The organism is Catenibacterium faecis (genome assembly GCF_014306455.1).
Lineage (GTDB): Bacteria > Bacillota_I > Bacilli_A > Erysipelotrichales > Coprobacillaceae > Catenibacterium > Catenibacterium mitsuoka_A.
Genome location: NZ_JACRWG010000004.1, coordinates 32,792 through 57,539 on the forward strand (window position 1 = coordinate 32,792; position 24,748 = coordinate 57,539).

The 24,748-nt window shown below is 34.7% G+C and carries 22 protein-coding genes, 6 tRNA genes and 1 riboswitch; of the genes, 21 read left to right on the forward strand and 7 right to left on the reverse strand.

Going from position 1 to position 24,748, the window contains the following annotated elements:
• The first annotated feature begins 7 nt into the window (after positions 1 to 7).
• From uvrB to H8909_RS02485, 9 genes are all read left to right on the forward strand, one after another.
• Entirely contained in the window at positions 8 to 1,978 is a 1,971-nt protein-coding gene (gene uvrB / locus H8909_RS02445) for an excinuclease ABC subunit UvrB (RefSeq protein WP_187011692.1), read from the forward strand.
• Positions 1,968 to 3,332, forward strand: coding sequence for a CCA tRNA nucleotidyltransferase (locus H8909_RS02450; protein WP_187011693.1), 1,365 nt, complete (start codon positions 1,968 to 1,970; stop codon positions 3,330 to 3,332). Before uvrB ends, H8909_RS02450 begins: the two co-directional genes overlap by 11 nt.
• Positions 3,307 to 6,129, forward strand: coding sequence for an excinuclease ABC subunit UvrA (uvrA, locus tag H8909_RS02455; RefSeq protein ID WP_187011694.1), 2,823 nt, complete (start codon positions 3,307 to 3,309; stop codon positions 6,127 to 6,129). The genes H8909_RS02450 and uvrA overlap by 26 nt, the downstream gene beginning before the upstream one ends.
• Positions 6,130 to 6,140: 11 nt before the next feature.
• Complete coding sequence (gene hprK, locus H8909_RS02460; RefSeq protein ID WP_117458104.1) at positions 6,141 to 7,076, forward strand: HPr(Ser) kinase/phosphatase; 936 nt, start codon at positions 6,141 to 6,143, stop codon at positions 7,074 to 7,076.
• Positions 7,077 to 7,079: 3 nt separating this feature from the next.
• Positions 7,080 to 7,874 carry a prolipoprotein diacylglyceryl transferase gene (lgt, locus tag H8909_RS02465; RefSeq protein WP_187011695.1) on the forward strand — a complete coding sequence of 265 codons (795 nt, stop codon included), beginning with the start codon at positions 7,080 to 7,082 and terminating at the stop codon, positions 7,872 to 7,874.
• A 298-nt stretch (positions 7,875 to 8,172) separates the two neighbouring features.
• Positions 8,173 to 9,222, forward strand: a complete 1,050-nt coding sequence (locus tag H8909_RS02470) for a GTP pyrophosphokinase (protein ID WP_187011696.1) — start codon at positions 8,173 to 8,175, stop codon at positions 9,220 to 9,222.
• Positions 9,223 to 9,306: 84 nt separating this feature from the next.
• Positions 9,307 to 10,107 (forward strand): SDR family NAD(P)-dependent oxidoreductase, encoded by an 801-nt coding sequence (locus tag H8909_RS02475; protein WP_022425935.1) that lies wholly within the window; start codon positions 9,307 to 9,309, stop codon positions 10,105 to 10,107.
• Positions 10,108 to 10,146: 39 nt separating this feature from the next.
• The gene (locus tag H8909_RS02480; RefSeq protein ID WP_187011697.1) at positions 10,147 to 10,854 is read left to right on the forward strand and encodes an EFR1 family ferrodoxin; all 708 of its coding nucleotides are present in this window, start codon (positions 10,147 to 10,149) and stop codon (positions 10,852 to 10,854) included.
• Positions 10,851 to 11,090: a purine biosynthesis protein PurH gene (locus tag H8909_RS02485; RefSeq protein WP_117458100.1), complete on the forward strand. Its 240-nt coding sequence runs from the start codon at positions 10,851 to 10,853 to the stop codon at positions 11,088 to 11,090. Before H8909_RS02480 ends, H8909_RS02485 begins: the two co-directional genes overlap by 4 nt.
• A gap of 58 nt (positions 11,091 to 11,148) precedes the next feature.
• Here the strand turns inward: H8909_RS02485 and H8909_RS02490 are convergent, their stop codons facing one another.
• From H8909_RS02490 to H8909_RS02500, 3 genes are all read right to left on the reverse strand, one after another.
• A complete protein-coding gene (locus H8909_RS02490) occupies positions 11,149 to 12,258 on the reverse strand; it encodes a 5-methyltetrahydropteroyltriglutamate--homocysteine S-methyltransferase (protein WP_187011698.1) in 1,110 nt (369 codons plus the stop codon).
• A gap of 315 nt (positions 12,259 to 12,573) precedes the next feature.
• Positions 12,574 to 12,909, reverse strand: coding sequence for a DUF3784 domain-containing protein (locus H8909_RS02495; protein WP_187011699.1), 336 nt, complete (start codon positions 12,907 to 12,909; stop codon positions 12,574 to 12,576).
• A gap of 79 nt (positions 12,910 to 12,988) precedes the next feature.
• The gene (locus H8909_RS02500) at positions 12,989 to 14,191 is read right to left on the reverse strand and encodes a class I SAM-dependent rRNA methyltransferase (RefSeq protein WP_187011700.1); all 1,203 of its coding nucleotides are present in this window, start codon (positions 14,189 to 14,191) and stop codon (positions 12,989 to 12,991) included.
• A gap of 82 nt (positions 14,192 to 14,273) precedes the next feature.
• Between H8909_RS02500 and H8909_RS02505 the strand changes: the two genes are divergently transcribed.
• The 12 genes from H8909_RS02505 (at position 14,274) to thiD (ending at position 21,603) form a co-directional block, all read left to right on the forward strand.
• Entirely contained in the window at positions 14,274 to 15,224 is a 951-nt protein-coding gene (locus H8909_RS02505) for an L-lactate dehydrogenase (RefSeq protein ID WP_187011701.1), read from the forward strand.
• 52 nt (positions 15,225 to 15,276) lie between these two features.
• A complete protein-coding gene (locus H8909_RS02510; RefSeq protein ID WP_187011702.1) occupies positions 15,277 to 16,050 on the forward strand; it encodes an HAD family hydrolase in 774 nt (257 codons plus the stop codon).
• Between the two features lie 642 nt (positions 16,051 to 16,692).
• The gene (locus tag H8909_RS02515; RefSeq protein ID WP_187011703.1) at positions 16,693 to 17,856 is read left to right on the forward strand and encodes an RNA-guided endonuclease InsQ/TnpB family protein; all 1,164 of its coding nucleotides are present in this window, start codon (positions 16,693 to 16,695) and stop codon (positions 17,854 to 17,856) included.
• Positions 17,857 to 18,049: 193 nt separating this feature from the next.
• Positions 18,050 to 18,391, forward strand: coding sequence for a tautomerase family protein (locus tag H8909_RS02520; protein ID WP_187011704.1), 342 nt, complete (start codon positions 18,050 to 18,052; stop codon positions 18,389 to 18,391).
• Positions 18,392 to 18,529: 138 nt separating this feature from the next.
• A tRNA-Asn gene (locus H8909_RS02525) sits at positions 18,530 to 18,604 on the forward strand.
• A 2-nt stretch (positions 18,605 to 18,606) separates the two neighbouring features.
• Positions 18,607 to 18,682: transfer RNA gene (locus tag H8909_RS02530), tRNA-Glu, on the forward strand.
• Between the two features lie 5 nt (positions 18,683 to 18,687).
• A tRNA-Val gene (locus H8909_RS02535) sits at positions 18,688 to 18,763 on the forward strand.
• A gap of 7 nt (positions 18,764 to 18,770) precedes the next feature.
• Positions 18,771 to 18,846: transfer RNA gene (locus tag H8909_RS02540), tRNA-Thr, on the forward strand.
• A gap of 5 nt (positions 18,847 to 18,851) precedes the next feature.
• Positions 18,852 to 18,927: transfer RNA gene (locus H8909_RS02545), tRNA-Lys, on the forward strand.
• A 7-nt stretch (positions 18,928 to 18,934) separates the two neighbouring features.
• Positions 18,935 to 19,017: transfer RNA gene (locus H8909_RS02550), tRNA-Leu, on the forward strand.
• Positions 19,018 to 19,263: 246 nt separating this feature from the next.
• Positions 19,264 to 19,364: riboswitch (TPP riboswitch) on the forward strand.
• Between the two features lie 33 nt (positions 19,365 to 19,397).
• Positions 19,398 to 20,198, forward strand: coding sequence for a hydroxyethylthiazole kinase (gene thiM, locus H8909_RS02555; protein WP_238928198.1), 801 nt, complete (start codon positions 19,398 to 19,400; stop codon positions 20,196 to 20,198).
• Positions 20,185 to 21,603, forward strand: coding sequence for a bifunctional hydroxymethylpyrimidine kinase/phosphomethylpyrimidine kinase (gene thiD, locus H8909_RS13735; RefSeq protein WP_187011706.1), 1,419 nt, complete (start codon positions 20,185 to 20,187; stop codon positions 21,601 to 21,603). The genes thiM and thiD overlap by 14 nt, the downstream gene beginning before the upstream one ends.
• Positions 21,604 to 21,900: 297 nt before the next feature.
• Here thiD and H8909_RS02565 read toward each other — a convergent pair whose 3' ends face one another.
• From H8909_RS02565 to fabF, 4 genes are read right to left on the reverse strand one after another with little or no spacing between them, the layout of a single operon-like run.
• The gene (locus H8909_RS02565; protein ID WP_187011707.1) at positions 21,901 to 22,356 is read right to left on the reverse strand and encodes a MarR family winged helix-turn-helix transcriptional regulator; all 456 of its coding nucleotides are present in this window, start codon (positions 22,354 to 22,356) and stop codon (positions 21,901 to 21,903) included.
• A 54-nt stretch (positions 22,357 to 22,410) separates the two neighbouring features.
• On the reverse strand, positions 22,411 to 23,079 hold the full coding sequence (locus tag H8909_RS02570; protein WP_187011708.1) for a biotin--[acetyl-CoA-carboxylase] ligase: 669 nt from the start codon (positions 23,077 to 23,079) through the stop codon (positions 22,411 to 22,413).
• Positions 23,079 to 23,507 (reverse strand): 3-hydroxyacyl-ACP dehydratase FabZ, encoded by a 429-nt coding sequence (gene fabZ, locus H8909_RS02575; RefSeq protein WP_022424954.1) that lies wholly within the window; start codon positions 23,505 to 23,507, stop codon positions 23,079 to 23,081. The genes H8909_RS02570 and fabZ overlap by 1 nt, the downstream gene beginning before the upstream one ends.
• Positions 23,494 to 24,744: a beta-ketoacyl-ACP synthase II gene (gene fabF, locus H8909_RS02580; RefSeq protein ID WP_187011709.1), complete on the reverse strand. Its 1,251-nt coding sequence runs from the start codon at positions 24,742 to 24,744 to the stop codon at positions 23,494 to 23,496. Before fabF ends, fabZ begins: the two co-directional genes overlap by 14 nt.
• Between the last annotated feature and the right edge of the window lie 4 nt (positions 24,745 to 24,748).

Genomic DNA, 24,748 nt, shown 5'->3' on the forward strand with positions numbered 1-24,748 from the left:
GGATTTTATGTCTTACAAGCTTGTATCAAAATTTAAACCAATGGGTGACCAGCCCGAGGCTATTAAAGAATTAGTAGAAGGTATTCATCAAGGTAAAAAGACACAGGTATTATTAGGTGGTACAGGAACTGGTAAGACATTTACCTTTGCGAATGTCATTGCACAGGTGAATAAACCTACTCTTGTACTATCACATAATAAAACTCTTGCAGGACAGTTATATAGTGAATTAAAGGAATTCTTTCCAGAAAATCGTGTAGAATACTTTATTTCAAACTTCGATTTCTACCAGCCAGAAGCCTATATACCCAAGAGTGATACATATATTGATAAAGAATCACAGACAAATGAAGAAATAGAGATGTTAAGAGCTGCTGCGATGAACTCTTTATTAGAAAGAAAAGATACAATTGTCGTAGCCTCTGTGGCAGCTATTTATGGGTTAGGTAATCCACAGAGTTATCAGGAAATGATCTTCTCCTTACGTGTAGGACAAGAAATAGATCGACGTGAATTACTTACATTCTTAGTCGATAGACAATATACAAGAAATGATATGGATCAGGTCAAAGGTACTTTTAGAGTACGTGGTGATGTGATTGAAATAGTACCAGGTCATACTGAATCTTATATTATACGTATTGAATTATTTGGTGATGAAGTAGATCGTATTACAGAAGTAGATCCTCTGACTGGTCATGTTCAAGCATCTTATAATACTTATACAATTTATCCGGCTGAAGAATATATTACAAGTCGTGAAAAGATGCTTCATGCCTGTGATACGATAGAAGAAGAATTAAAAGATCGTCTACAATATTATCAAGATGCCGCAAAACCTCTTGAATATGAAAGAATAGATAACCGTACAAGACATGATATTGAAATGTTGAGAGAAGTGGGTATCTGTCCAGGTATTGAAAACTATTCACGTCATATTGATGGGAGAAAACCAGGAGAAAGACCTTATTGTTTAATAGATTATTTCCCTGATGATTTCTTACTTATTGTCGATGAATCTCATGTTATGCTTCCACAGATCAGAGGTATGTTTAACGGAGATAGAAGCCGTAAAGAAACATTGGTAGAATATGGCTTTCGTTTACCAAGTGCTTTAGATAACAGACCACTTCGTTTTGAAGAGTTTGAAAAGCTTATTCCCCAGGCAATATTTGTATCTGCCACACCGGGTGATTATGAATTAGAAGGTGTCCATGGTGAATATGTTGAACAGATTATTCGTCCAACAGGATTATTAGATCCTATTATTGAAGTGCGTCCTATTGAAGATCAGATTGATGATATTATTAGTGAAATACAGTTACGTATAGAAAGAAATGAACGTGTACTTATTACGACTCTTACAAAGAGAATGGCTGAAGATTTAACTGATTATCTTAAGGAATTTGGTTTAAAGGTCGCTTATCTTCATTCAGAAACAAAGACATTAGAACGTACAGAAATATTAAGAGATTTACGTTTAGGTAAATATGATGTTTTAATTGGTATCAACTTATTAAGAGAAGGTTTAGACCTTCCAGAAGTCTCTCTTGTATGTATTTTAGATGCAGATAAGGAAGGGTTCTTAAGAAGTGAACGTTCATTGATTCAGACAATTGGTCGTGCTGCAAGAAATGCGGACGGTCATGTAATCATGTATGCAGACCGTATTACTGATTCAATGCAGCGTGCCATTGATGAAACAAGTCGTCGTAGAGAAATACAGGAAGCTTATAATAAAGCCCATGGTATTATACCTACGACTATCAAGAAAGAAATTAGAGAAGCAATCCATGGACAGGAAGTCATTGATGAAGCACAGAAGCTTGTCAAGAAAGGCCGTAAGGCACCTAAGAAGGATAAGAAGGTTCTTCTTGAGGAATTAGAAAGACAGATGAAGGAAGCAGCTAAGGTGCTTGACTTTGAACGAGCTATGGAATTACGCGATATGATAGAGGAGATTAAAGATGGAAAGTAAGTTTAATCTCACACCTCTCGCATTAGATATTTTTGAGGCAATTAAACAGGCAGGAGGACATGTCTATTTAGTAGGAGGGTGTGTACGAGATTTTCTATTAAAAAGAAGATCTAAAGATATTGATGTAGAAGTACATCACCTCTCTTTTGAGGCTTTAAAGGAAGTATTATCTCCCTTTGGGACAGTGCAGGTGATGGGTGCATCCTTTGCGGTTGTACATCTTTCTACATTAGAAGGTTATGAATTTGCCTTACCTAGAATAGAAGAGAAGACAGGAATGAAGCATCAGGATTTTAATATTATTGTGGATCCTGATCTTCCTTTAGAAAAAGCCTGTGCTAGAAGAGATTTCACTATTAATAGTATGTTATATGATGTAGAAACAGAGAAAGTGATTGATATCTATTCAGGACAGGAAGATTTAAAGAATGGTATTTTACGTGCTACAAATAAAGATCATTTTTCAGAAGATCCATTACGTGTATTAAGAGGTGCTTCTTTTATGTCACGCTATGGCTTTAAGATGGATGGAGACACAAAGAATCTCTGTCAATCTATTGTAGAAGAAGGTGGATTAGAGACTTTAAGTATCGAACGTATTTATACAGAATATTGTAAGATATTGATGGGATTATATCCTTCACAGGGATTTAATTTCTTAAGAGATATTCATGGTTTACCATTCTACTTAGAAGATTTAGTCACAACACATCAAAGAACTGACTATCATCCAGAAGGTAGTGTATGGAATCATACAATGTTGGTGACTGACTTAGCAGCTTTATGTAAGCATCATACAAGTGAACCGTTATGGTTTATGTGGAGTGCTTTATTACATGATATAGGTAAACCACTAGTGACAACACCAGAAGGACATGCTTATGGTCATGCAGAAGAAGGTGCAGCTCTCTTTAATGAGAAGGTTGATTTAATTCTTTCTCATAAACAGAAGAAATATATTTATACTATGATTCAATATCATATGGTATTACCTACATTTTCTCGTAATCATGCAAGAAAAATCAAATTCTTACGCTTCTTAAAAGCGATTGATCAGAAGGCTCCTTTAAAAGATCTTCTTTATCTTGCAAGATGTGATAAGTTAGGTAGAGGTATGGTCACAAGTGCTTCTATTAATGAGTTAAATGAATATATAGAGGAAATGATCTCTATTTGTGGGGATCATGCTCCTGCAGCTATTGTGACAGGTAAAGATTTAATTAATGAAGGTTTTGAGAATCATCAGGATTATTCTAAAATCCTTTCTCTTGCCTATGATTACCAATTACAAGGTTTAAATAAAGAAGTGATTATAAGGAGGTTGAAGAATGAAACAGGATGTCATTGCGGTTAGAGGTGCACGTGTCAATAACCTTAAGAATGTGAATATAGATATTCCTAAGAATCAATTAGTCATTATGACTGGTTTATCAGGAAGTGGTAAAACATCTCTTGCGTTTGATACAATCTATGCAGAAGGTCAGAGACGTTATGTAGAATCATTAAACTCATATGCAAGACAGTTCTTAGGTGGAATGGAAAAACCGGATGTAGATTCAATAGAAGGGTTATCACCCGCTATTGCGATTGATCAGAAAACAACATCTAATAATCCTCGTTCTACTGTTGGTACAGTGACTGAGATTTATGATTATCTACGTTTATTATATGCACGTGTAGGACATGCTTATTGTCCTCATCATGGTATTAAGATAGAAGCCCAGACATTAAAACAGATGGGTGATATTGTGGATACATATGATGATGGAGATAAACTTCAGATACTTGCACGTATGGCAATGAACCAAAAGGGAACACATAAAGATCTCTTTGATAAATTAAGAAAAGAAGGGTATGTCAGAGTTAAGGTAGATGGAAGCACGTATACTCTTGATGAAGACATTACTCTAGAAAAAAATAAAAAACATACTATCGATGTTATTGTTGATCGTATCAAGAAAAAAGAAGGATATCGTACACGTTTGATAGAATCTTTAGAAACGGCTTTAAAACTTACAGAGGGTGAAGCTATTGTAGAGAATTTGACTCAGGGTACAGAAAAGCTTTTCTCTTCTAACTATGCCTGTCCTATTTGTGGTTTCTCTGTTCCTAAACTAGAACCACGTCTATTCTCATTTAATAATCCCTTAGGTGCCTGTCCTGATTGTAAAGGTTTAGGTATTAAGGAAGAAGTTGATTTAGATTTATTAGTACCAGATTGGAACTTAAGTATTAATGAAGGTGGTATTCGTTATTTTAAGACAGCAGTTGGTACTGATCGTATTGAATGGCAGAGATTCTTAAAACTATGTGAATATTATCATATTGACTTAGATAAACCTTTAAAGGACTTTGATGAAGAAGAAAGAGATATTATCTTTACTGGTTCACATGATCCTATTACTTATACAATTGTTTCTTCTTCTGGCAATGTTTCTCGTACAACAAACTATATTGAAGGTGTTGTTACACTTATACAAAGACGTTATGAAGAAACATCTTCTAAATGGTCTAAAGAATGGTATGCCTCATTTATGGCTGAACATACCTGTCCTACATGCCACGGTGCAAGACTGAATGAAATGGTCTTAAGTGTACAGGTGGGTGGTTTAAATATCATTGAATTTACGAATCTTTCTATTGAGAAAGCTTTAGAGTTTGTAGAAAACTTAAAGTTATCAGAAATGGAAGAAAAGATTGCGCATTTGATCTTAAAAGAAATTCATGATCGTTTGACATTCTTAAATGAAGTAGGACTTGGATATTTAACACTTTCTAGACGCGCTGGAGGATTATCCGGTGGTGAAGCACAGCGTATTCGTCTAGCTACTCAGATTGGTTCACGCTTAACAGGTGTTTTATATGTATTAGATGAACCGTCTATTGGTCTTCATCAAAGAGACAATGAGAAACTTATTCATACACTACAGGAAATGCGTGATTTAGGAAATAGTGTTCTTGTCGTAGAACATGATGAAGATACAATGCGTGAATCTGATTATATTATTGATATTGGACCTGGTGCTGGTATTCATGGTGGACAGGTAGTTGCCTATGGCACACCTGAAGAAGTCGCTGCCAATGAAAACTCTATTACAGGTGATTATTTATCTGGTAGAAAGAAGATTGAGGTTCCTAAAACAAGACATAAAGGCAATGGTCTTTATTTAGAAGTACGTGGGGCTAAGGAACATAACTTAAAGAATATTAATGTGAAGTTTCCATTAGGTAAGTTTATTGCGGTTACAGGTGTGTCTGGTTCAGGTAAATCTACTTTAGTGAATGATATTCTATGTAAAGCATTACGTGCAAAGATTTACCGTTCACGTGAATTGCCAGGTAAACATAAAGAAATACGTGGTATAGAGAATATTGATAAGGTAATTGAAGTGTCACAGGAACCAATTGGTCGTACACCACGTTCTAATCCAGTCACTTATACAGGTGTCTTTGATGATATTCGTGATTTATTTGCGAAGACTCCAGAAGCTAAAATACGTGGATATGATAAGGGACGTTTCTCATTTAATGTGAAAGGTGGACGTTGTGAAGCATGTCAGGGAGATGGTGTTAAACGTATCTCTATGAACTTCTTGCCAGATGTTTATGTACCTTGTGAAGAATGTCATGGACATCGTTATAATGAGGAGACATTACAGGTCACTTATAAGGATAAGAACATCTATGATGTATTAGAAATGACTGTAGAAGAATCACTTACTTTCTTTGAAAATCTTCCTCGTATTCATACTAAACTACAAGCATTATATGATGTAGGACTTGGCTATATTAAACTAGGACAAAGTGCGACAACACTTTCTGGTGGTGAAGCCCAAAGAGTAAAACTTGCATCAGAATTACAAAAGCGTTCAACTGGAAAAACATTATATATTCTTGATGAACCTACAACAGGATTACACAGTGATGATGTGAATAGACTCATTGGCGTATTACAGAAGATTGTGGATAATGGTGATACAGTATTAGTGATTGAACACAATCTAGATGTCATTAAGGTTGCAGATCACATCATCGATTTAGGATTGGAAGGCGGCGACAATGGTGGTACAATAGTCGTAGAAGGCACCCCTGAAAAGGTCGCAAAGTGTGAAAAGAGCCATACAGGACGCTTTCTTAAGAACCTATTGTAAGGAGGTATTTTATGGGAAAGTCCGTAAAACTAAAAGACTTGATGAATAATCCAGCCTATAAACGTGTATCTGGAGATGAAGAATCTTTAGAAAGAGAAGTATTTGTCGCAGAAATAAATCGTCCTGGTTTTGAACTTGCCGGCTTCTTTAAACATAGTGATTTTAGAAGAATTATTCTATTAGGTGATAAAGAAAATATATTTATTAAGGAAATGACTAAGGAAAGTCAATTGGCTTGTTTTTCTAAGTTAGTGAATGATGAAACACCTTGTATCATTATCGCAAAGGGTTATGAAGCACCAGAAATACTTAGAAATATTGCTTGTAAGAGAAACTTCCCAATCTTTGAAACAGAGATGGCAACAGGAAGAGTTTCTATTAACTTAATGGGTAAATTAGATGAATTATTAGCACCTGAAACACAGATTCATGGTGTATTCTTAAATATTTATGGTAAAGGTGTTATTATCAAAGGGGATAGTGGTATTGGTAAATCCGAAATCGCACTTGAACTTATTAAGAGAGGACATCAGTTGATTGCGGATGATGCAGTAGAACTCTACCATATTGGGCAGTCTATTATTGGGAAAGCACCAACAGTTTTAAAGAATCTATTAGAAATCCGTGGTATTGGTGTTATTGATGCTTCTAAGATGTTTGGAGCTGCGAGTGTTCTTCCAAAAGAAAAGGTAGACCTTATTATTCAGTTAGAAAGATGGTTACCATCTCGTGAATATAGACGTATCGGAGTAGAAGAAGATGATGTTACTGAAGATATTCTTTCAGTTCCTATTCCTAAGATCGTTGTACCAGTAACTGGTGGACGTTCTATGTCAGTTATTATTGAAGCGGCTGTCATGAATATGCAGCTTAAGGATTCTGGATTTGATTCAAGTAAAGAATTTGTGAATAGAATCCTTGAAAACATTAAAAGTAAGCAGGTGTAAGTTATGCAATTCTTTCCAGAATATAATATATTTCTTAAAATCGGTGGTCTGCAGATTCATATGTATGCAGTATGTATCATTATTGGTGCATTCATCGCCTACATGCTAGGTCAGTATAATTTTAAGAAATTAGGCTATAGTTCTGAAATTTTATCAGATTACTTCTTTGGAGTACTCATGACAGGAATTGTCGGTGCCCGTATCTGGTATGTCATCTTCATGTGGAAAGAACTCTATATGTCTCATCCTGAAGAAATTATTGCGATATGGCATGGTGGGCTTGCGATACAAGGTGGAATCATAGCAGCACTCATCTATAGCTATTACTTCTTTAAAAAGAAGGATATTCCTTTCTTGGTGGCAGGTGATGCGATTATGCCAGGTGTACTCATTGCGCAGGCATGTGGTCGCTGGGGAAACTTCTTTAACCATGAAGCATTTGGTTCAGCTGTTTCATTAAAATTCCTCAAACTATTACATCTTCCTCAATTTATTATTAATAATATGTATATTGAGGGGGCTTATCATCATCCTACATTCCTTTATGAATCAGTAGGAAACTTGATTGTCTTTCTTGTGATTATTCTTGTAGTTAAGAAGAAAGCACAATGTACAGGTGAACAGTTCTTCTCTTACTTTATCGGTTATGGTATTGTGAGATTCTTTGTGGAAGGATTACGTACTGACTCACTTATGTTAGGTCCTATCCGTATGGCCCAACTTACATCTATAGTATTTATTGTTGTGGGTGTTGCTGGTATATATTACTTAAGAAACTATCAAAAGCGAAAGAACTAAAGTGAAAAGTTAATAGGACAATTGTGGTCAAAAACGTCGGTATAGGATTTTGATATCCAGTTCTGGCGTTTTTTTGATTTAATAGAGTGTTGTGAGTGCAGCATGTTTCAGTGTATTACATAAAAATGTGCATTTGCACAAAAAATAGGAATGAATATTGGACGATTATATACAGGCAGAAAAAATTAACTAATGAATATGTGTAAGACTAACCATTAAAAGCGAAAGAATTAATCTTTCGCTTTTTCTTCATATTAAGTTAATGTATCATATATATGATAGTTAAGAGGTGTAAAAGATGGATAAAAGAATCGAAAATCATATCATCCAGCAATATTATGACAATCAGAGTCTTTATCGTTCATTAAAACATGATATTACAGATATTATTGAAAATATCATTACAAAGAATAATATAAAGATTTCTAATTTTGCGATACGTATTAAAACAGAAGATGCATTAAGACGTAAGATCTGTTTAAAACATAAGTACAAGGATGTTAATGATATTACAGATATCGTTGCATGCCGTATTATTACATTGTTTGAATCAGATATTGATGTCATATATAAATTAATTAAACAGAATTTTGATATTGTGGAATACAATGATAAGAGAAAGAAGAACTATGATGACCGTATTGATTTCGGTTATAACTCTCTTCATTTATTAGTAAAATATAATGAAGCAAGACTAAATATGATTGAATACTCAGATTATCGTCATATTGTCTTTGAAATACAGATAAGAACTATTCTCCAGCATTCTTGGGCTGAAGTAGAACATGGTCTAGGTTATAAGTCACAATATGAAATTCCTAAGGATATTCGTAGAAGACTCACAAGACTGAGTGCAACTCTAGAAATTCTAGATGAAGAATTTGTGAATATAAGAGATGATATAGAAGAATACAATAGGGGTATTGATCATATAGAGAAGGTGTTAAAGACAGACTTGAACTATAACTCTCTCATGACTTATTATCATGATTCTCCTATTATGAGTGAATTAACACAGATTATCTGTGAACAGTTCAATGTATCAATCAAAGAAGAGCCTTATATTATATCTGAATTAAGAGTTGTAAAAAGATTCCATAATCTAGGCTATATGTATGTTCATGAACTCGATGAATTTATTATAGAAAATAGAGATAACATCGTAAACTTTGCACAGTCAAAGCTCCGTTTCCTAGAAAAGAATAAGTATTTCAACCCTTATGATATCTTTGTCTGGGTATCACTGATCATGTTGTTGAATCAGGGTGTGGATGATCCTGAAAATATCATCAGTAATGAAATGTTCAGCATTCCAAGCAAGAATGAAGTAGACAAAGGAATTAATTAATATATATCATATTTCACACATTTATAATTAATTCATGTATAATTATATTAACGCTTTTAAATTAAAAGAAAGAAGGTAAATAATATGGGCTTTTTAGAAGGTAAGACTGTCATTGTGACTGGTGGTGGACGTGCAGTACTTGAAGATGGAACATGTGGTTCAATTGGTTATGGTATCGTAACAGCATTTGCGAAAGAAGGCGCAAATATTGTCATCACTGGACGTAACCTAAAGAAACTAGAAGATGCAAAAGAAGAAATTGAAAGACTTTATAATGTAGAAGTTCTTCCAGTACAGGCTGATGTGAATGCAGGTGCTGATAATGAAGCAGTAGTAAAAGCAGTTGTTGAAAAGGCAATTGAAAAGTTTGGTCATATTGATGCATTAGTCAATAATGCGCAGGCAAGTGCATCTGGTGTATCTCTTGCAGAACATACTACGGAACAGTTTGATTTAGCTATGTATTCAGGATTATATGCAGCATTCTATTATATGAAAGCATGTTATCCATACTTAAAAGAAACAAAAGGTTCAGTTATCAACTTCGCATCTGGTGCTGGATTATTCGGAAACAAAGGTCAGTGCTCTTATGCAGCTGCAAAAGAAGGTATCCGTGGTTTAACACGTGTTGCTGCAACTGAATGGGCTGCAGATGGTATCAACGTAAACGTTGTATGCCCACTTGCTTGGACTGCACAGCTTGAAAAGTTTGAAAAAGCTTATCCAGAAGCTTTCAAGGCCAATGTTCATACACCACCTATGGGACATTTTGGTGACAATGAAAAAGAAATCGGACGTGTTGTTGTACAATTAACTTCTCCAGACTTCAAATATATGACTGGTGAAACAATCACTCTTGAAGGTGGATTAGGAATGAGACCATAAGGAAACGCAATGCGTTTCCTTTTTTCAAAGGAGAAAACTATGATTTATTATTTTAGTGGAACAGGAAATAGTCACTATGTGGCAGAAGTACTTTCAAAGTCCTTACAGGATACAATGCAATCTATTGAATCAGCTCAAGGTATTAAACAGGATGAAATGATTGGTATAGTCACACCTGTTTATTTCTTTGGGTTACCTGATATTGTGAAGGATTTCTTAGAAAGATTGTCTGTCTCTTCCAAATCATATTTGTATTTTGTAGTCACTTATGGTGGTAAACCAGGTAATATTGGAAAAGAGGCCAACAAGATCATGCAGAAAAAGGGGACAGGTTTTTATGCCATGTATGGTGTGAAAATGGTGGATACATATATTCCTATGTATGATGCATCTAAAAATGAAAAGATAGAATCTCAAATAGATCCTCAAATAGAAGAAATCATAACACAGATCAAGGAAAGAAGAATAGGGGACTACTTGAAAGGAACAGTTCCAGTTTTTATTAATAAGGCCTGTTCGTTTCAATATAAACAGGTAAGAAAAACATATAACCTCACTATTGATGAATCTTGTATTCATTGTGGCTTATGTGCGAAAGAATGTCCTGAACAGGCGATAGAAATGAAAGAGCATGTGACATTCAAGAAAGAACAGTGTATGATGTGTTTAAGATGTTTACATCATTGTCCTGTGAATGCAATTAGATTTAAAAATAAGGACAAAGGACAATACAGGGGGTTACTATGATCAAAGAAGATATTTTAATCAAGAATACAACAAGAGAACAGAGAGAACAAATTGTGAATGATGCATTAGGTATAGTAGATGGTTTATGTGATGGCTGTTCACAGGGAATCATTTCTATGTATGATGCATATATTGATGGTTTAAAGGAATTAGATGAAATCAACAGAGAATTCAATGCCCACTACGAAGTAGATGATAAACGTGGTGGCAACAGAGGCGGCTGTTCAATGATATAAGAAGTAAGAGTGATCTTACTTCTTTTTATGTATGAAAAAAGAACTTCTTTCGAAGTTCTTATCCCCATACCTCTTCCGCAATTTCTTTGACTAATTTTAATTTAGCCCACTGCTGTTCTTCAGTGAGTTTATTACCGATTGCACAAGAAGCGAATCCACATTGTGGACTTAAATAGAGTCTATCTAGTGGAATAAACTTAGCAGCCTCATGAATTCTCTTAATCACTGTTTCTTTATCTTCTAATTCAGGTGTCTTAGTTGTAATCAACCCTAATACAACCTTTTTATCTTCTGATACTTTTGCGAGAGGTGCAAATCCTCCAGATCTTTCATCATCATATTCTAGATATAAAGCATCCACATTTTCTTTCGCAAATACATAATCAGCTACAGAATTATAAGGACCTTTCGCAAAGAATGTAGAATGGTAATTACCACGACAGATATGTGATGTAATCACCATATCTTCTGGTTTATTTTCTAATGCAAGGTTATTGACTGCAAGTAATTCAGCCTTTACTTCTTCCAAATCAAGTCCTAAAGATTCATATCTCTGTTTTGCGGCATCTCCTACAATCGCACCCCAAGTACAGTCATCTAACTGTAGATTGCGACATCCTGCATCATAGAACTGTTTAATGACGTCCTGATAAGCCACACCAATATCATGAATGAGTTCTTCATTTGTGGCATAAAACTTTCTTGTAGTTTCAAAGTTAGCAGGTACAATCATCTGCTGGAATGTCTGTGCAGGGGCTGGAATAGTATACTTAGCCACTGTGTTTTCATCTTCAAACTGTTTTAAAAACTTAAAGTATTCCACAAAAGGATGTGCTTTTGCCTTAATTTTACCTACAAGATAAGTATCATCCAATACTGCAAGTTCACCATTAAATCTTACACCATTACCAGTATTCTTATGTTCAACACCTTCAAATCCCCACATGAAATCTAAATGCCAGAATGTTCTTCTGAATTCTCCATCAGTAATTACATGGTATCCTAATTCTTTTTGTTTCTTAACTACTTTTACAACTTCTTCATCTACAATGTGATCATAATCTTCCTGAGATAACTGTCCGTTATCCAATGCTTCCTTAGCATCCTTAAGAGCCTGTGGTCTTAAAAAACTTCCTACAAAATCATATCTAAAAGGTACATTTCCCATTTCTTATTCCTCCTTGGTTAGTGATTGTATTATAACAACTACCTTGACCATTGAGAAATACATATAATATACAGTTATATATAGTTTAAAACTATATTAATCTTTATACTCTTATATAAGTCAGAAGGAATCTTCCATATTCCGTTATAAGGTTCTTTTATATAAGTCTTTCTATTTCTTTCGTATGTAAATCCATATTTTGTCAGTTATAACTGACAAAATAGAGAAAATAACCAAAAATGTAAGTTATAACTGATAAGGATGATGACCAAACGAGTCATCATCCTTTCTTACTTTTTATCTATAACCTGGAATTTATTTTAATAAATATTTTTCAAACGCTTTATGATTATCAAAGTGGACTTCTCTAAAAAACAGAACTAACCAAATAATATAGGTTGGTATAGCTATATATGGGGTTAAAAAGCAGGATAATAATGCTCCTGCCAACATTATAATAGCCCACATAAAGCACTGATTTCTTATATCACGAGAGATATGAGCTTTATCATACAATGCCTGTTCTTCTTTAGAAAATGAATTAAATCCTGAAACAAATTTTGCTGCTTTTTCCTTAAAAATCGCAAATAACACACCTATAATCAGAAATAGTATTACCAAAATTATACACGACCAAAATCCTATATTCATAATACATACCTCCGCTTCAAATTCCGATTTTCTGCTGTTTCTTTAGATAAATCAAGCATTAACGTTTTTTTTCTATTCATTACTTTTCATCAACAACCTGGAAGATATAGAATTTCAAGTAATAGCTATTCTCATCACCATTCCACAAAATAGGATGATCTGCAGCCTGTGTTCTAAATTCTACCTGTCTTAATCTCTTATGTACGAGCTTTGCAGCCTGTCCAATAGTTTTAGTAAATGTATCATAATCCATAAAATGAGAACATGAACATGTAGCCAGATATCCACCATCTTTTACTAGTTTCATACCTCTCATATTAATCTCACGATAGCCTTTAATCGCATTCTTAATAGATGCACGAGACTTTGTGAAAGCAGGGGGATCTAATATAACCATATCAAATAACTCTCCCTGAGCCTCTAATTCTGGTAAAAAATCAAATACATCATGACACTCAAACTTAACAGTATCTTCTAAACCATTAAACTTAGAATTCTCATTTGCAAGATCTACCGCAAATTGAGATGCATCCACACCTAAAACACTTTGAGCCCCTGCAATACCAGCATTGAGTGCAAAAGTACCAATATAAGTAAAACAATCCAATGCCTTTGCATCTTTACATAATTTCTGTATTGCTAGTCTATTATATTTCTGATCAAGGAAGAAACCAGTCTTCTGTCCTTCTGCGACATCTATATGATACTTAACACCATTCTCTACAATATCAATATGAGGATCAAAAGGTTCACCAATAAATCCTTTGACTCTTTCCATGCCTTCCTTAGTACGTTCCTTGGCATCACTACGCTCATATACACCTCTAATAGTAATGCCATCCTGTAGTAGAATATCCTTCATAAGTTCTACAATCTCTTCCTTAAACGCATCAATACCTAATGCAAGAGACTGTACAACTAATACATCTTCAAACTTATCAATTACTAAACCTGGTAAGAAATCAGCATCTCCAAACACAATACGACAACTAGAAGTATCCACTGTCTTTTTACGATAATCCCAGGCATTCTGTAATCTCATACGTAAGAAATCAGAATCAATCTCTTGATTAATATTTCTAGTCATTAAACGAATTCTAATCTTAGAATTCTGGTTAATATAACCTCTTCCTAACGGATACTCATTATGGGCATATACATCTACAATATCCCCATTCTTGAAATGTCCATGTATCTCTTTTATTTCATTGTCATAAATCCATAAGCCGCCTGCATTAATAGTACGGCCTTCACCTTTTTTTAATAGTACTTTAGTTTTCATAATTAACCTCTCTTGGTAATTATTATACATTTGATCAGACAGTTGTGCTACAATATTAACAATTCAAGGAGGAAAAACTAATATGAGTTTTAAGGATTCTAAAGTAGTTATTGTTGGTTTAGGTAATGTAGGTGCTACAACTGCCTACTCAATTATTAATCAGGGACTTTGTGAAGAGATTGTATTAATAGATATTAATAAAGAAAAAGCATATGGTGAAGCATTAGATATGCAGCAGTCAGTTTACTTCATGAATAGAAATATTAAAGTAAAAGCAGGTGATTATTCTGATTGTAAGGATGCAGACGTAGTCATTATTACAGCATCAGCACCAATGCCTAAAGATTCTCATGATCGTTTACAGATGTTAGCACCAAGTATTAAGATTATTAAGTCTATTGTAAGTTCTACAATGGCTTCAGGATTCAATGGTATCTTTATTGTTGTATCTAACCCAGTAGATATTATGAGTTATATTACTTGGAAGGAATCAGGTTTACCAAAGAACCAGGTAATTGGTAGTGGTACAACTCTTGATAGTGCAAGATTATCTTGTCGTTTAGCTGATATGTATCATTTAGATGCAAAGAGTGTATCAGCATATGTATGTGGTGAACATGGAGATTCAGAAATGGTAACATGGTCTAGTGCAACTATTGGTGGTAAGAGTGTAGAAGATGTATTAAAGGATAATGCAGAACGTACTAAGGATGCCACTAAGGAAACATTAAGACATGCTGTTATTGAAGATGGATGGCAGATTTTTAACCGTAAAGGGAATACATGTTATGGTATTGCGGCAGCAACTACAGCTATCGTAAAATCTATTCTCTTTAATGAAAATAGAATTTATCCAGTATCTGTACATTTAGATGGGCAGTATGGTATGAATGATATCTTCTTAAGTGTTCCTACTATTATTGATAAGACAGGAGCTAAAGAAATAGTAGAAATAAATATGAAAGAAGATGAGCAGAAAGCACTAGAGGAATCATATAAAGTTCTGAAAGATTTCTGTCAACAGTTAGACTAAGAGAGGGTTAACCTCTCTTTTTGTGTTAGAATGGATCCATGGAGGATTTGTTATGATTAAGATTGCATTTTTTGATATTGATGGAACTTTAAGCAATATGGAAACACGCAGTGTTTCTGATATTACTATAGAAACATTACAGAGATTACAGGCTAATAATATAAAGGTATGTATTGCGACAGGAAGACATCCTTTAAGTGTACCTACTTTTGAAGGAGTGACTTTTGATGCCATACTTTCTTTTAATGGGTCTTATTGTTTTGATAAGGAAGGACATGTTTTATATAGTCATCCTATCCCGCACAAAGATGTATTAAGAATCATAGAGAATGCATCTTCTATTAATAGATATGTCTCTCTTGCAAGTAAAGATGATAGTAAAGCCAATGGCACAGATCAAGATTTAGATGATTATTATGCATTCTCTAAACAGAAAGTGAATGTATCAGAAGACTTTGATACATTTGTGAATGAAGATATCTATCAGATCATGTGTGGTGGATATGAGAATGAATATGATGCATTAATGAAGAATGTAGAAGGAGCCCAGATTACAGCGTGGTGGAATAGGGCGGTAGATATTATTCCAGCAGGTGGTGGAAAGGGTAATGGTATACATAAGGTATTAGAGTATTATCATTTCAGTCCTAATGAAGCCATTGCGTTTGGTGATGGAACAAATGATATAGAGATGTTAGAAGCAGTAGGAACAGGAGTTGCAATGGGGAATGCGACTGATAATGTGAAGGCTATTGCGGATGATATATGTTTATCTGTAGCAGAAGATGGTGTGTATCACTACTGTTTAGATCATAATTTAATATAAAAGTCATAAATGTAGTAAAAAATCAAAAAAAGTTGTATACTAAGGTATAACATGAATTGTAAAGGAGGGAACTATAAGTAACTGAATATATCGACCATTGTGTTTGAATGTGTTTAAATATGCTCATAAAGGGAGTATTAAAATGAATACATTAAATATCACAAATTTTAAACCAACGGATTTTATTGACTTTTAGGCGTATCTGTTAAGATATTATAACGTTGAGATAGAGAAGGAACTTTAAAGGCAAACCGAACCCCAACTAATAGGAATTATTATACTTATAATCATCATTTACTAAATTAAGTTACATTTTTAAGATAGTTTTATAATGCAAAAGAATTATTGTAGACCAGTGTATTGAAGATTATGCAAACCGTGTAACGATTTATTAGATGAAGTAATGGAACGGAAAATCAAGACCATAATTTGAATACCCTCAGACCACAGGTTAGTGAAAATTTTTTTAACGCCTAATAAACGGTGTTCATGAAGCTGAACTTGATGCATAAATTTTCTATTTGTTCTATAATTAGATTAGAAATCAGATGGAGAACTCATGAGGATATTGTTTCAATACTCCATGTGTTCTCATGCAGGCTGTATGGGCTTCGTAAGTATAAAAAAAACAGATAGAAAGGGATGAGGAAATTGCTGAAGAGCTTCAAGACGGAAATAAATCCGACAGAGGAGCAGAAAGTCAGGATTCGTAAAACAATAGGTACTTGCAGATTTATCTATAACTTCTATCTTGCTCATAATAAGGAGCTTCATGAAAATGGAAAAAAGTTTATGAGCAGCAGCCAGTTTAGAGTATGGCTTAACAATGAGTATCTTCCGAGTCATCCAGAATATTCCTGGATCAAGGAAGCTTATTCAAAATCGGTAACACAGGCAGTAAATGACGGACAGACCGCATTTAAAAGATTCTTTAATCACAAGAGTGCCTTTCCAAAATTTAAGAAGAAAGGCAGATCTGATGTGAAAATGTATTTTGTAAGGAATAATCCAAAAGATTGCCACTGTGAAAGACACAGACTCAAGATTCCGTCACTTGGCTGGGTACGCATCAAAGAGAAAGGATATATTCCAACTACAAAAGATGGAAACGTAATTAAGAGCGGTCATGTCTCAATAAAAGCTGATAGATACTATGTTTCAGTTCTTATAGAAATCCCAGACAAAACGTCAGCCAATAATTCCAGTGAAGGAATCGGTATTGACCTTGGATTAAAGGACTTTGCGATTGTCTCTAACGGAAAAACTTATAAGAACATCAATAAATCTGCAAAATTAAAGAAGCTTGAAAAAAAGCTTGTTCGAGAACAGAGAAGTCTTTCTCGAAAGTATGAAAATCTAAAGAAAGGAGAGTCCACTCAAAAAAGAAATATACAGAAACAGAGGCTTAAGATACAGAAACTTCATCATAGAATAGACAATATTCGTACTGATTACATCAATAAGACAATCGCAGAGATAGTGAAAACCAAGCCATCTTATATAACGATTGAAGATCTAAACGTATCAGGAATGATGAAGAACAAGCATCTTTCAAAGGCAGTTGCTTCGCAGAAGTTTTATGAATTTAAAACAAAGCTCCAAGCTAAATGCAAGGAGAACGGAATTGAACTTCGAGTAGCAGATAGATGGTTCCCATCATCTAAGACATGTCATTGCTGCAAGCATATCAAAAAAGATTTAAAGCTTTCAGATAGAGTTTTCAAATGTGACTGTGGCTATATCGAAGACAGAGATTTCAATGCTGCACTTAATCTGAGAGATGCTACCACTTACGAAGTTGCATAAACAAACGCAAACGTAGGTATGTACCGAAGGCTATTTCGGGAATTTACGACTATGAAGTGTACTTGAACTTGTGAGTAGATATGACGTTTGTCAATCGAAAGCATACACAATGAAATAGTAAGTAATGTTCGTGAGAACTTACATTATCTCGATGTGAGTATATTTAATCACATTTTGAGTGGCAGAATGAATTATGCCATATTTAGCATTACGTACAAACAAGACATTGACTCTTTCTCAGGAAGTTGAATTAAAAACTACTGTAGGAAAGTTAATCACAGTATTTCCTGGTGAATCAGTAGATACATTCATGATTCATATTGAAGACAATCAGCTTATTTATTTTAAAGGCCAGGAAGCAAATTGTATGATGATCACATTATACTTAAAAGGTCATTATACAGATGAACAGAAGGAACAGTTTGTAGCTGAACTTACTAAAGCTTTAGTGAAAATTACAAAGATTCCTGCTTCAAATCAGTATGTTACTATCTCTGAATTTGAAAAATGGGGTCACGGTGGTATCTACGAATAAGATTTTGCCTAGCAAAATCTTATTTTTTTGTCTTAAAACAGCTAAACATAATAAAAAAACACAAAAAAATGCAATTTTTTCAAAAAAAGGGTTGCAAAAGGTGTATCTGCATGGTAATATAAACAAGCATTCTGAAGTGCTTGAATAGCTCAGCGGTAGAGCAATCGGCTGTTAACCGATCGGTCGGGGGTTCAAATCCCTCTTCAAGCGCCAGTGGCCGGTTGGAGAAACGGTTAACTCACATGCCTTTCACGCATGCATTCACGGGTTCGAATCCCGTACCGGTCACCATATATGGAGGTTTAGCTCAGTTGGGAGAGCATCTGCCTTACAAGCAGAGGGTCAGCGGTTCGAGCCCGTTAACCTCCACCATTTTTTTGCCGACTTAGCTCAACTGGTAGAGCAACTGACTTGTAATCAGTAGGTTGGGGGTTCAAGTCCTCTAGTCGGCACCATTAGTGACTCGCTAGCTCAGATGGCAGAGCATCTGACTTTTAATCAGAGGGTCAGGGGTTCAAATCCCCTGCGAGTCACCATCTTGATGCGGGTGTGGTGAAATTGGCAGACACGCTAGACTTAGGATCTAGTGCTTCGGCGTGCAGGTTCAAGTCCTGTCACCCGCACCATTCTGAATGCAAACACCGAAGTATTCGGTGTTTTTTTATGCCTAAAAATAAAAAATCTACCAAAATGGTAGATTACATTCCATTATAGAAGAGAATTTGATGAGGGGAAGCTCATTAGTATCTCATATATTTTGGGAAGCTATAACAGAATGATGTGTATATTATAATACTCTAGGATAGAGTAGTAAATATGTATATAGTCATGAAATCCCTTGTATTTCATAACTGATTGTTTTAACATATTATTATAATTGAAATGGGAGCTAATTTGCTGAGAGTAGACATAAGTCTTGACCATGAAACCTGATTTGGATAATGCCAACGTAGGAATTTTATGAGCACCTTCTTTCAGCGTGCTCTTTTTTATGGAGGAAAAGAATATGAACTACATTAAGAAATTAAGAGAAGTAAAACCATTAGTACACAACATCACTAACTATGTAACAGTGAATGATGTAGCCAATGCGATTCTTGCCATTGGAGGCAGTCCTATTATGTCAGATGAGATCACAGAAGTGGCTCAGATGACTTCTATCAGTAATGCATTAAATATTAATATTGGGACTCTTAATCAGGTGAAGATTGCTTCTATGTTTGAAGCAGGTAAGGCATCTAATGCATGTAAGCATATTACTGTATTAGATCCAGTAGGTGCTGGTGCGACTGATTTACGTACTAATACATGTAAAGAACTATTAGAACAGATTCATTTTGATGCTATCAAAGGGAATATTTCAGAAATCAAGACTTTAATGGCTGGTACAGGTCATACTAAAGGTGTTGATGCATCTGCAGAAGATCAGAAGAACTCACATGATCTCATTGATGATATCAAAGCATTCGCAAAAGAACTCAATACTATTATTATTGTGACTGGTCTTGTAGATTATGTCACAGATGGTAATAAGTGCTATATGATCAATAATGGATGCAAAGAGATGAGTGCTATTACTGGTACAGGATGTATGTTATCAGGTATCTTAGGCTGTTTCCTAACAGTAGAAAATAGTGTAGATAGTGCTGCGGCAGCTGTTATGTCCATGGGTATTGCGGGTGAAATTGGTGCATCTAAATTAAAAGAAGGCGAAGGTAATGCAACACTTCGTACTTATTTAATTGATGCATTATTCAATATGACTGATGAAGAATTAGAAAAGAGTGGTAAATATGAAGTTCAATAATGATATGTTGAGACTCTATGCTGTGACTGATCGTCATTGGACAGGAGAACAGACTCTATATGAGCAGGTAAGAGATGTTTTAATGGGTGGTGCTACTTGTCTTCAGCTAAGAGAAAAAGACCTAGATGAAGCCTCTTTCTATGAAGAAGCAAAGAATATTAAAGAACTATGTTGTTTATTTGATGTACCATTTATTATTAATGATAATGTCATGCTTGCTAAGAAAATAGATGCAGATGGTGTTCATGTAGGTCAGGATGATATGGCATGTGTGAAGGCAAGAGAAATTCTTGGACCAGATAAGATCATTGGTGTGAGTGCACATACTATAGAAGAAGCAAGAATTGCGAAAGAACAAGGTGCAGACTATTTAGGTGTAGGAGCTATTTTCCCTACATCTTCTAAAGATGATGCAGAAGTATTAGGTATCAAGCGTTTAAAAGAAATGACTGAAACAGTGGATCTTCCAATGGTAGCCATTGGTGGAATTAGTTATGATAACTGCTTATTACTTAAAGATACAGGTATTGATGGTATTGCGGTTATTAGTGCTTTATTTGGTCAGAAGAATATCAAACAGGCTACTATTGATTTAAAGAAGCGTGTAGATGCACTTTATGAAACAATGCATACATGTTTAACTATTGCCGGTAGTGACTCTAGTGGTGGTGCAGGAATACAAGCAGACTTAAAGACAATGCTTGCTAATAAAGTATTTGGTATGAGCGCTATTACAGCCCTCACAGCCCAGAATACAACGGGTGTGACAGATATTATGGATGTTACTCCAAAGTTCTTAGAAAGCCAGATTCGTGCTGTATTTGATGATATCTATCCTGAAGCTGTTAAGATTGGTATGGTGTCTTCTAAAGCACTTATTCATACTATTGTAGAAATGTTGAAACATTATGATGCGAAGCATATTGTGGTAGATCCAGTCATGGTTGCGACAAGTGGCGCAAAGCTTATTAGTGATGAAGCTATTTCTACATTAAAGGAAGAATTACTTCCTATTGCTGAAGTCATTACTCCTAATATTCCAGAAACAGAAGTACTCACTGATATGGAAGTTAAGACTGTAGAAGATATGGAAATAGCGGCTAAGAAGATCTATGACACATATCATTGCGCTGTATTAGTCAAAGGTGGACATCAATTAAATGATGCCAATGACTACCTATACAATGGTGAAAAGGGTACTTGGTTTAAAGGACATAGAATAGACAACAGTAATACACATGGTACAGGATGTACTTTATCAAGTGCGATTGCATCCAACTTAGCAAAAGGCTATACACTAGAAGAATCAGTTAAAAATGCTAAAACATATCTTTCTGGTGCGATAGGTGCTATGTTAGATTTAGGTCAGGGAAGTGGTCCTATGGATCATGGCTACAATATCTAAAAATATTGATAAATACACAATAATTCCATAACTGCCTGATATAATCTCTTTTAAGAGGTTAAGGGCATGAAAGAATTCAAAGCGTGGTTTATACTCATATTATTTATTTTGCTGCTTCGAGTAATATATCTATTACTTGAAGGTGGGCACATCTTATGAATATCCTCTAGATATATCATCTGGAGGATTTTTTTATTTAACTTAAAAATTTACACATTAACATTCGCAAAGTTAAAATGAAATAAATTAAGTTAAAAGAACCCCCTATAGAAGAATTAACTTCTATAGGGGGTTATATTATTTGTTAAGTTTTTTCTGGTATTCTTTTAAGTCTTCTATGACGTTCTCTATTGTATCATATACCCAGCCAATCATTTCATCAGGAATATGCTGACTATAAAGTTCAGATAAATCCCTATGGAACTGGTTATGAACCTCTAATGCCTGATATCCCTTATCAGTAATACGTAGATATGTGACACGATGATCTGCAGAAGAACGTTCTCTTGTAAGAAAACCTTTATTCACAATAGTCTTCACATTAGTAGTTAATGTTCCTACAGTTACCTTTAATGTCTTTGCAACATTTGTCATAGTAGGAAACTGCTGCTTACTTACAGCCTCTATAATATGCATTTCATTCATTGATAATTCAGGAAAAGGACTATACTTAATATAATCTTCCTGTACTTTAATGGCGAGTTTAAAAACTGTATTAATAGAATCCATTAAATTATTCTTTTTCGCGTCCATAATTCCACTCCTTGACTCTATTCTACAATTTTATCACATATTTGAGAAGACTGATTATATACGACCTAATGATAATTCATTTAAGAGAATCGTATGTTTTTTCTTGTTTTCATCCTCTATCACAAGATGACAATTCTCATCTAGATATAAGAATTTCACTAAACCATACTCTTTATAGGGAATTGTCTTACCTCTTAAATAAGAATGACGATTCATGCCATCTAATAAAGATGCAAAAGGCATATGAAGCATATTTTTAAATGTATCAATAATATTTAACATCAGCTTTTCTTTATCAATAGGATGATTTATCACATCAGATAGAGAATAATAAGAACCCTTACTTACATTGAGACCTGTCCCAATAATAATACCCTGTAAAGTATTCTCATAAATCGTCTCTACAAGAATACCTGCAATCTTCTGATTATTTACATATATATCATTTGGCCACTTAATGAATGCATTGATCTGTTTCATTCTTAGAACTGTCACAATCGCATAAGCCATAATGGCAGACACTTTTAAAGGATCCACGTTCTGTTTCATATAATAACTAAAGAGAAGCTGTTCATTCTTATCTGCCTCCCAGATATGATTAGAACGTCCTCGACCATGAGTCTGATAATGTGCACGGACAATTGTATCATCATCTAATTCCTGATAATGATCATGAATATACGTATTAGTAGAATCAATTTCTTCAAATTCTATATATTTCATTAGTCACCTATCGCAAAAGTGAGTTCAGCCTGTACAACAGTTTTACCATTGACTGTTGCTTTTGCTTCACCAATACCGATCTTACCTCTCATTCTTGTGAGTGTACATTCTAATTCCATCACATCTCCAGGAATGACCTGTCCTTTAAACTTACATTTATTGATTCCTGCAAAGAAGACAATCTTACCTTGATGTTCTTCCTGACTTAATATCGCAATACATCCAGTCTGTGCTAAAGCTTCTACAATCAATACACCTGGCATCACATGATGCTCAGGGAAATGTCCCATAAACTGCATTTCATTTACACTGACACACTTAATGCCTTTCGCATATTCTCCTGGCTTATAATCAGTAATACGATCTACAAGCGCAAATGGATAACGATGAGGATTAATTTTCGCGATTTCATTACTATTTAGTTCCATTGTCATACTCCTTGAATATAATACTTGCATTATGTCCACCAAAACCTAATGAATTACTCATGACATAATGAAGATCTTTCTTAACACCAATATTTGGTACTACATTTAAATCACATTCTTCATCCTTTACCTGATAATTCAAAGTAGGAGGAATAAAGTTATGCTTTAAGGCCAATACTGATAGTACTGCTTCAATACCCCCTGCAGCTCCTAAACAATGCCCTGTATGACCTTTAGTAGAACTTACCGCAAGCTTGTATGCATGTTCCTTAAATACTGATTTAATCGCTTCAGTTTCACATAAATCATTTAAATGAGTAGAAGTACCATGTGCATTAATATAATCGATCACATCATAACTGATACCTGCATCATCTAATGCATTCTGCATGGCATAAGCACCACCTTCACCATTAGGAAGTGGGGCAGTAATATGATGGGCATCACAGCTTACACCATAACCAGTCATTTCACCATAAATATGCGCACCTCTCTTTAAGGCATGTTCTAATTCTTCAAGAATAAGAATACCTGCACCTTCACCCATGACGAATCCATTTCTTTCTTTGTCAAAAGGAATAGAAGCACGGTTTGGATCAGTGGCATCACTTAAAGCCTTCATAGAAGTAAATCCACCAATACCTAAAGGAGTCACAGATGCTTCACAACCACCTGCAATCATGACATCCTGATAACCATCACGAATATTTCTAAATGCATCACCAATCGCATTTGTACCACCTGCACATGCAGTTACTGGGCAGGTACATAACCCTTGTGCATGATAAGCAATCGCAATATGACCAGCTGCTAAGTTAGAAATAGTCATAGGAATAAAGAAAGGAGATACTCTATCAAAACCTCTCTTTTCTCCTGTCTGATAGTTCTTTTCGATAGAACCTAAACCACCAATACCACTTGATACAATCACTCCAAAACGATGAGAATCAATATTGTTGATATCAAGACCACTATCAAGCATTGCTTCTTTTGATGCAATCATACCCATCTGAATAAAGCGGTCCATCTTCTTCGCTTCTTTTTTATCAATATACTTTGTGACATCAAAGTCTTTGACTTCACCTGCAAGAGTGACCTTCATACCTTTTGTATCAAATAAAGAAATAGGCGCAATACCGCACTTACCTTCTTCAATAGATTTCCATGTTTCTTCTACATTATGTCCAATAGGATTAATAGTTCCTATACCTGTAACTACTACTCTACGTTTTGTCATAAGC

Excerpts from the sequence above, each read along its gene's own strand:
- H8909_RS02515 (WP_187011703.1), top strand. The coding sequence starts at position 16,693 with ATGAGGAAATTGCTGAAGAGCTTCAAGACGGAAATAAATCCGACAGAG.
- uvrA (WP_187011694.1), top strand. The coding sequence starts at position 3,307 with ATGAAACAGGATGTCATTGCGGTTAGAGGTGCACGTGTCAATAACCTT.
- fabF (WP_187011709.1), bottom strand. The coding sequence starts at position 24,744 with ATGACAAAACGTAGAGTAGTAGTTACAGGTATAGGAACTATTAATCCT.
- thiD (WP_187011706.1), top strand. The coding sequence starts at position 20,185 with ATGAAGTTCAATAATGATATGTTGAGACTCTATGCTGTGACTGATCGT.
- H8909_RS02565 (WP_187011707.1), bottom strand. The coding sequence starts at position 22,356 with ATGGACGCGAAAAAGAATAATTTAATGGATTCTATTAATACAGTTTTT.
- H8909_RS02495 (WP_187011699.1), bottom strand. The coding sequence starts at position 12,909 with ATGAATATAGGATTTTGGTCGTGTATAATTTTGGTAATACTATTTCTG.
- H8909_RS02490 (WP_187011698.1), bottom strand. The coding sequence starts at position 12,258 with ATGGGAAATGTACCTTTTAGATATGATTTTGTAGGAAGTTTTTTAAGA.
- H8909_RS02520 (WP_187011704.1), top strand. The coding sequence starts at position 18,050 with ATGCCATATTTAGCATTACGTACAAACAAGACATTGACTCTTTCTCAG.
- lgt (WP_187011695.1), top strand. The coding sequence starts at position 7,080 with ATGCAATTCTTTCCAGAATATAATATATTTCTTAAAATCGGTGGTCTG.
- H8909_RS02470 (WP_187011696.1), top strand. The coding sequence starts at position 8,173 with ATGGATAAAAGAATCGAAAATCATATCATCCAGCAATATTATGACAAT.
- fabZ (WP_022424954.1), bottom strand. The coding sequence starts at position 23,507 with ATGGAACTAAATAGTAATGAAATCGCGAAAATTAATCCTCATCGTTAT.
- H8909_RS02500 (WP_187011700.1), bottom strand. The coding sequence starts at position 14,191 with ATGAAAACTAAAGTACTATTAAAAAAAGGTGAAGGCCGTACTATTAAT.
- H8909_RS02510 (WP_187011702.1), top strand. The coding sequence starts at position 15,277 with ATGATTAAGATTGCATTTTTTGATATTGATGGAACTTTAAGCAATATG.
- H8909_RS02570 (WP_187011708.1), bottom strand. The coding sequence starts at position 23,079 with ATGAAATATATAGAATTTGAAGAAATTGATTCTACTAATACGTATATT.
- uvrB (WP_187011692.1), top strand. The coding sequence starts at position 8 with ATGTCTTACAAGCTTGTATCAAAATTTAAACCAATGGGTGACCAGCCC.
- H8909_RS02480 (WP_187011697.1), top strand. The coding sequence starts at position 10,147 with ATGATTTATTATTTTAGTGGAACAGGAAATAGTCACTATGTGGCAGAA.
- H8909_RS02450 (WP_187011693.1), top strand. The coding sequence starts at position 1,968 with ATGGAAAGTAAGTTTAATCTCACACCTCTCGCATTAGATATTTTTGAG.
- H8909_RS02505 (WP_187011701.1), top strand. The coding sequence starts at position 14,274 with ATGAGTTTTAAGGATTCTAAAGTAGTTATTGTTGGTTTAGGTAATGTA.
- H8909_RS02485 (WP_117458100.1), top strand. The coding sequence starts at position 10,851 with ATGATCAAAGAAGATATTTTAATCAAGAATACAACAAGAGAACAGAGA.
- thiM (WP_238928198.1), top strand. The coding sequence starts at position 19,398 with ATGAACTACATTAAGAAATTAAGAGAAGTAAAACCATTAGTACACAAC.
- hprK (WP_117458104.1), top strand. The coding sequence starts at position 6,141 with ATGGGAAAGTCCGTAAAACTAAAAGACTTGATGAATAATCCAGCCTAT.
- H8909_RS02475 (WP_022425935.1), top strand. The coding sequence starts at position 9,307 with ATGGGCTTTTTAGAAGGTAAGACTGTCATTGTGACTGGTGGTGGACGT.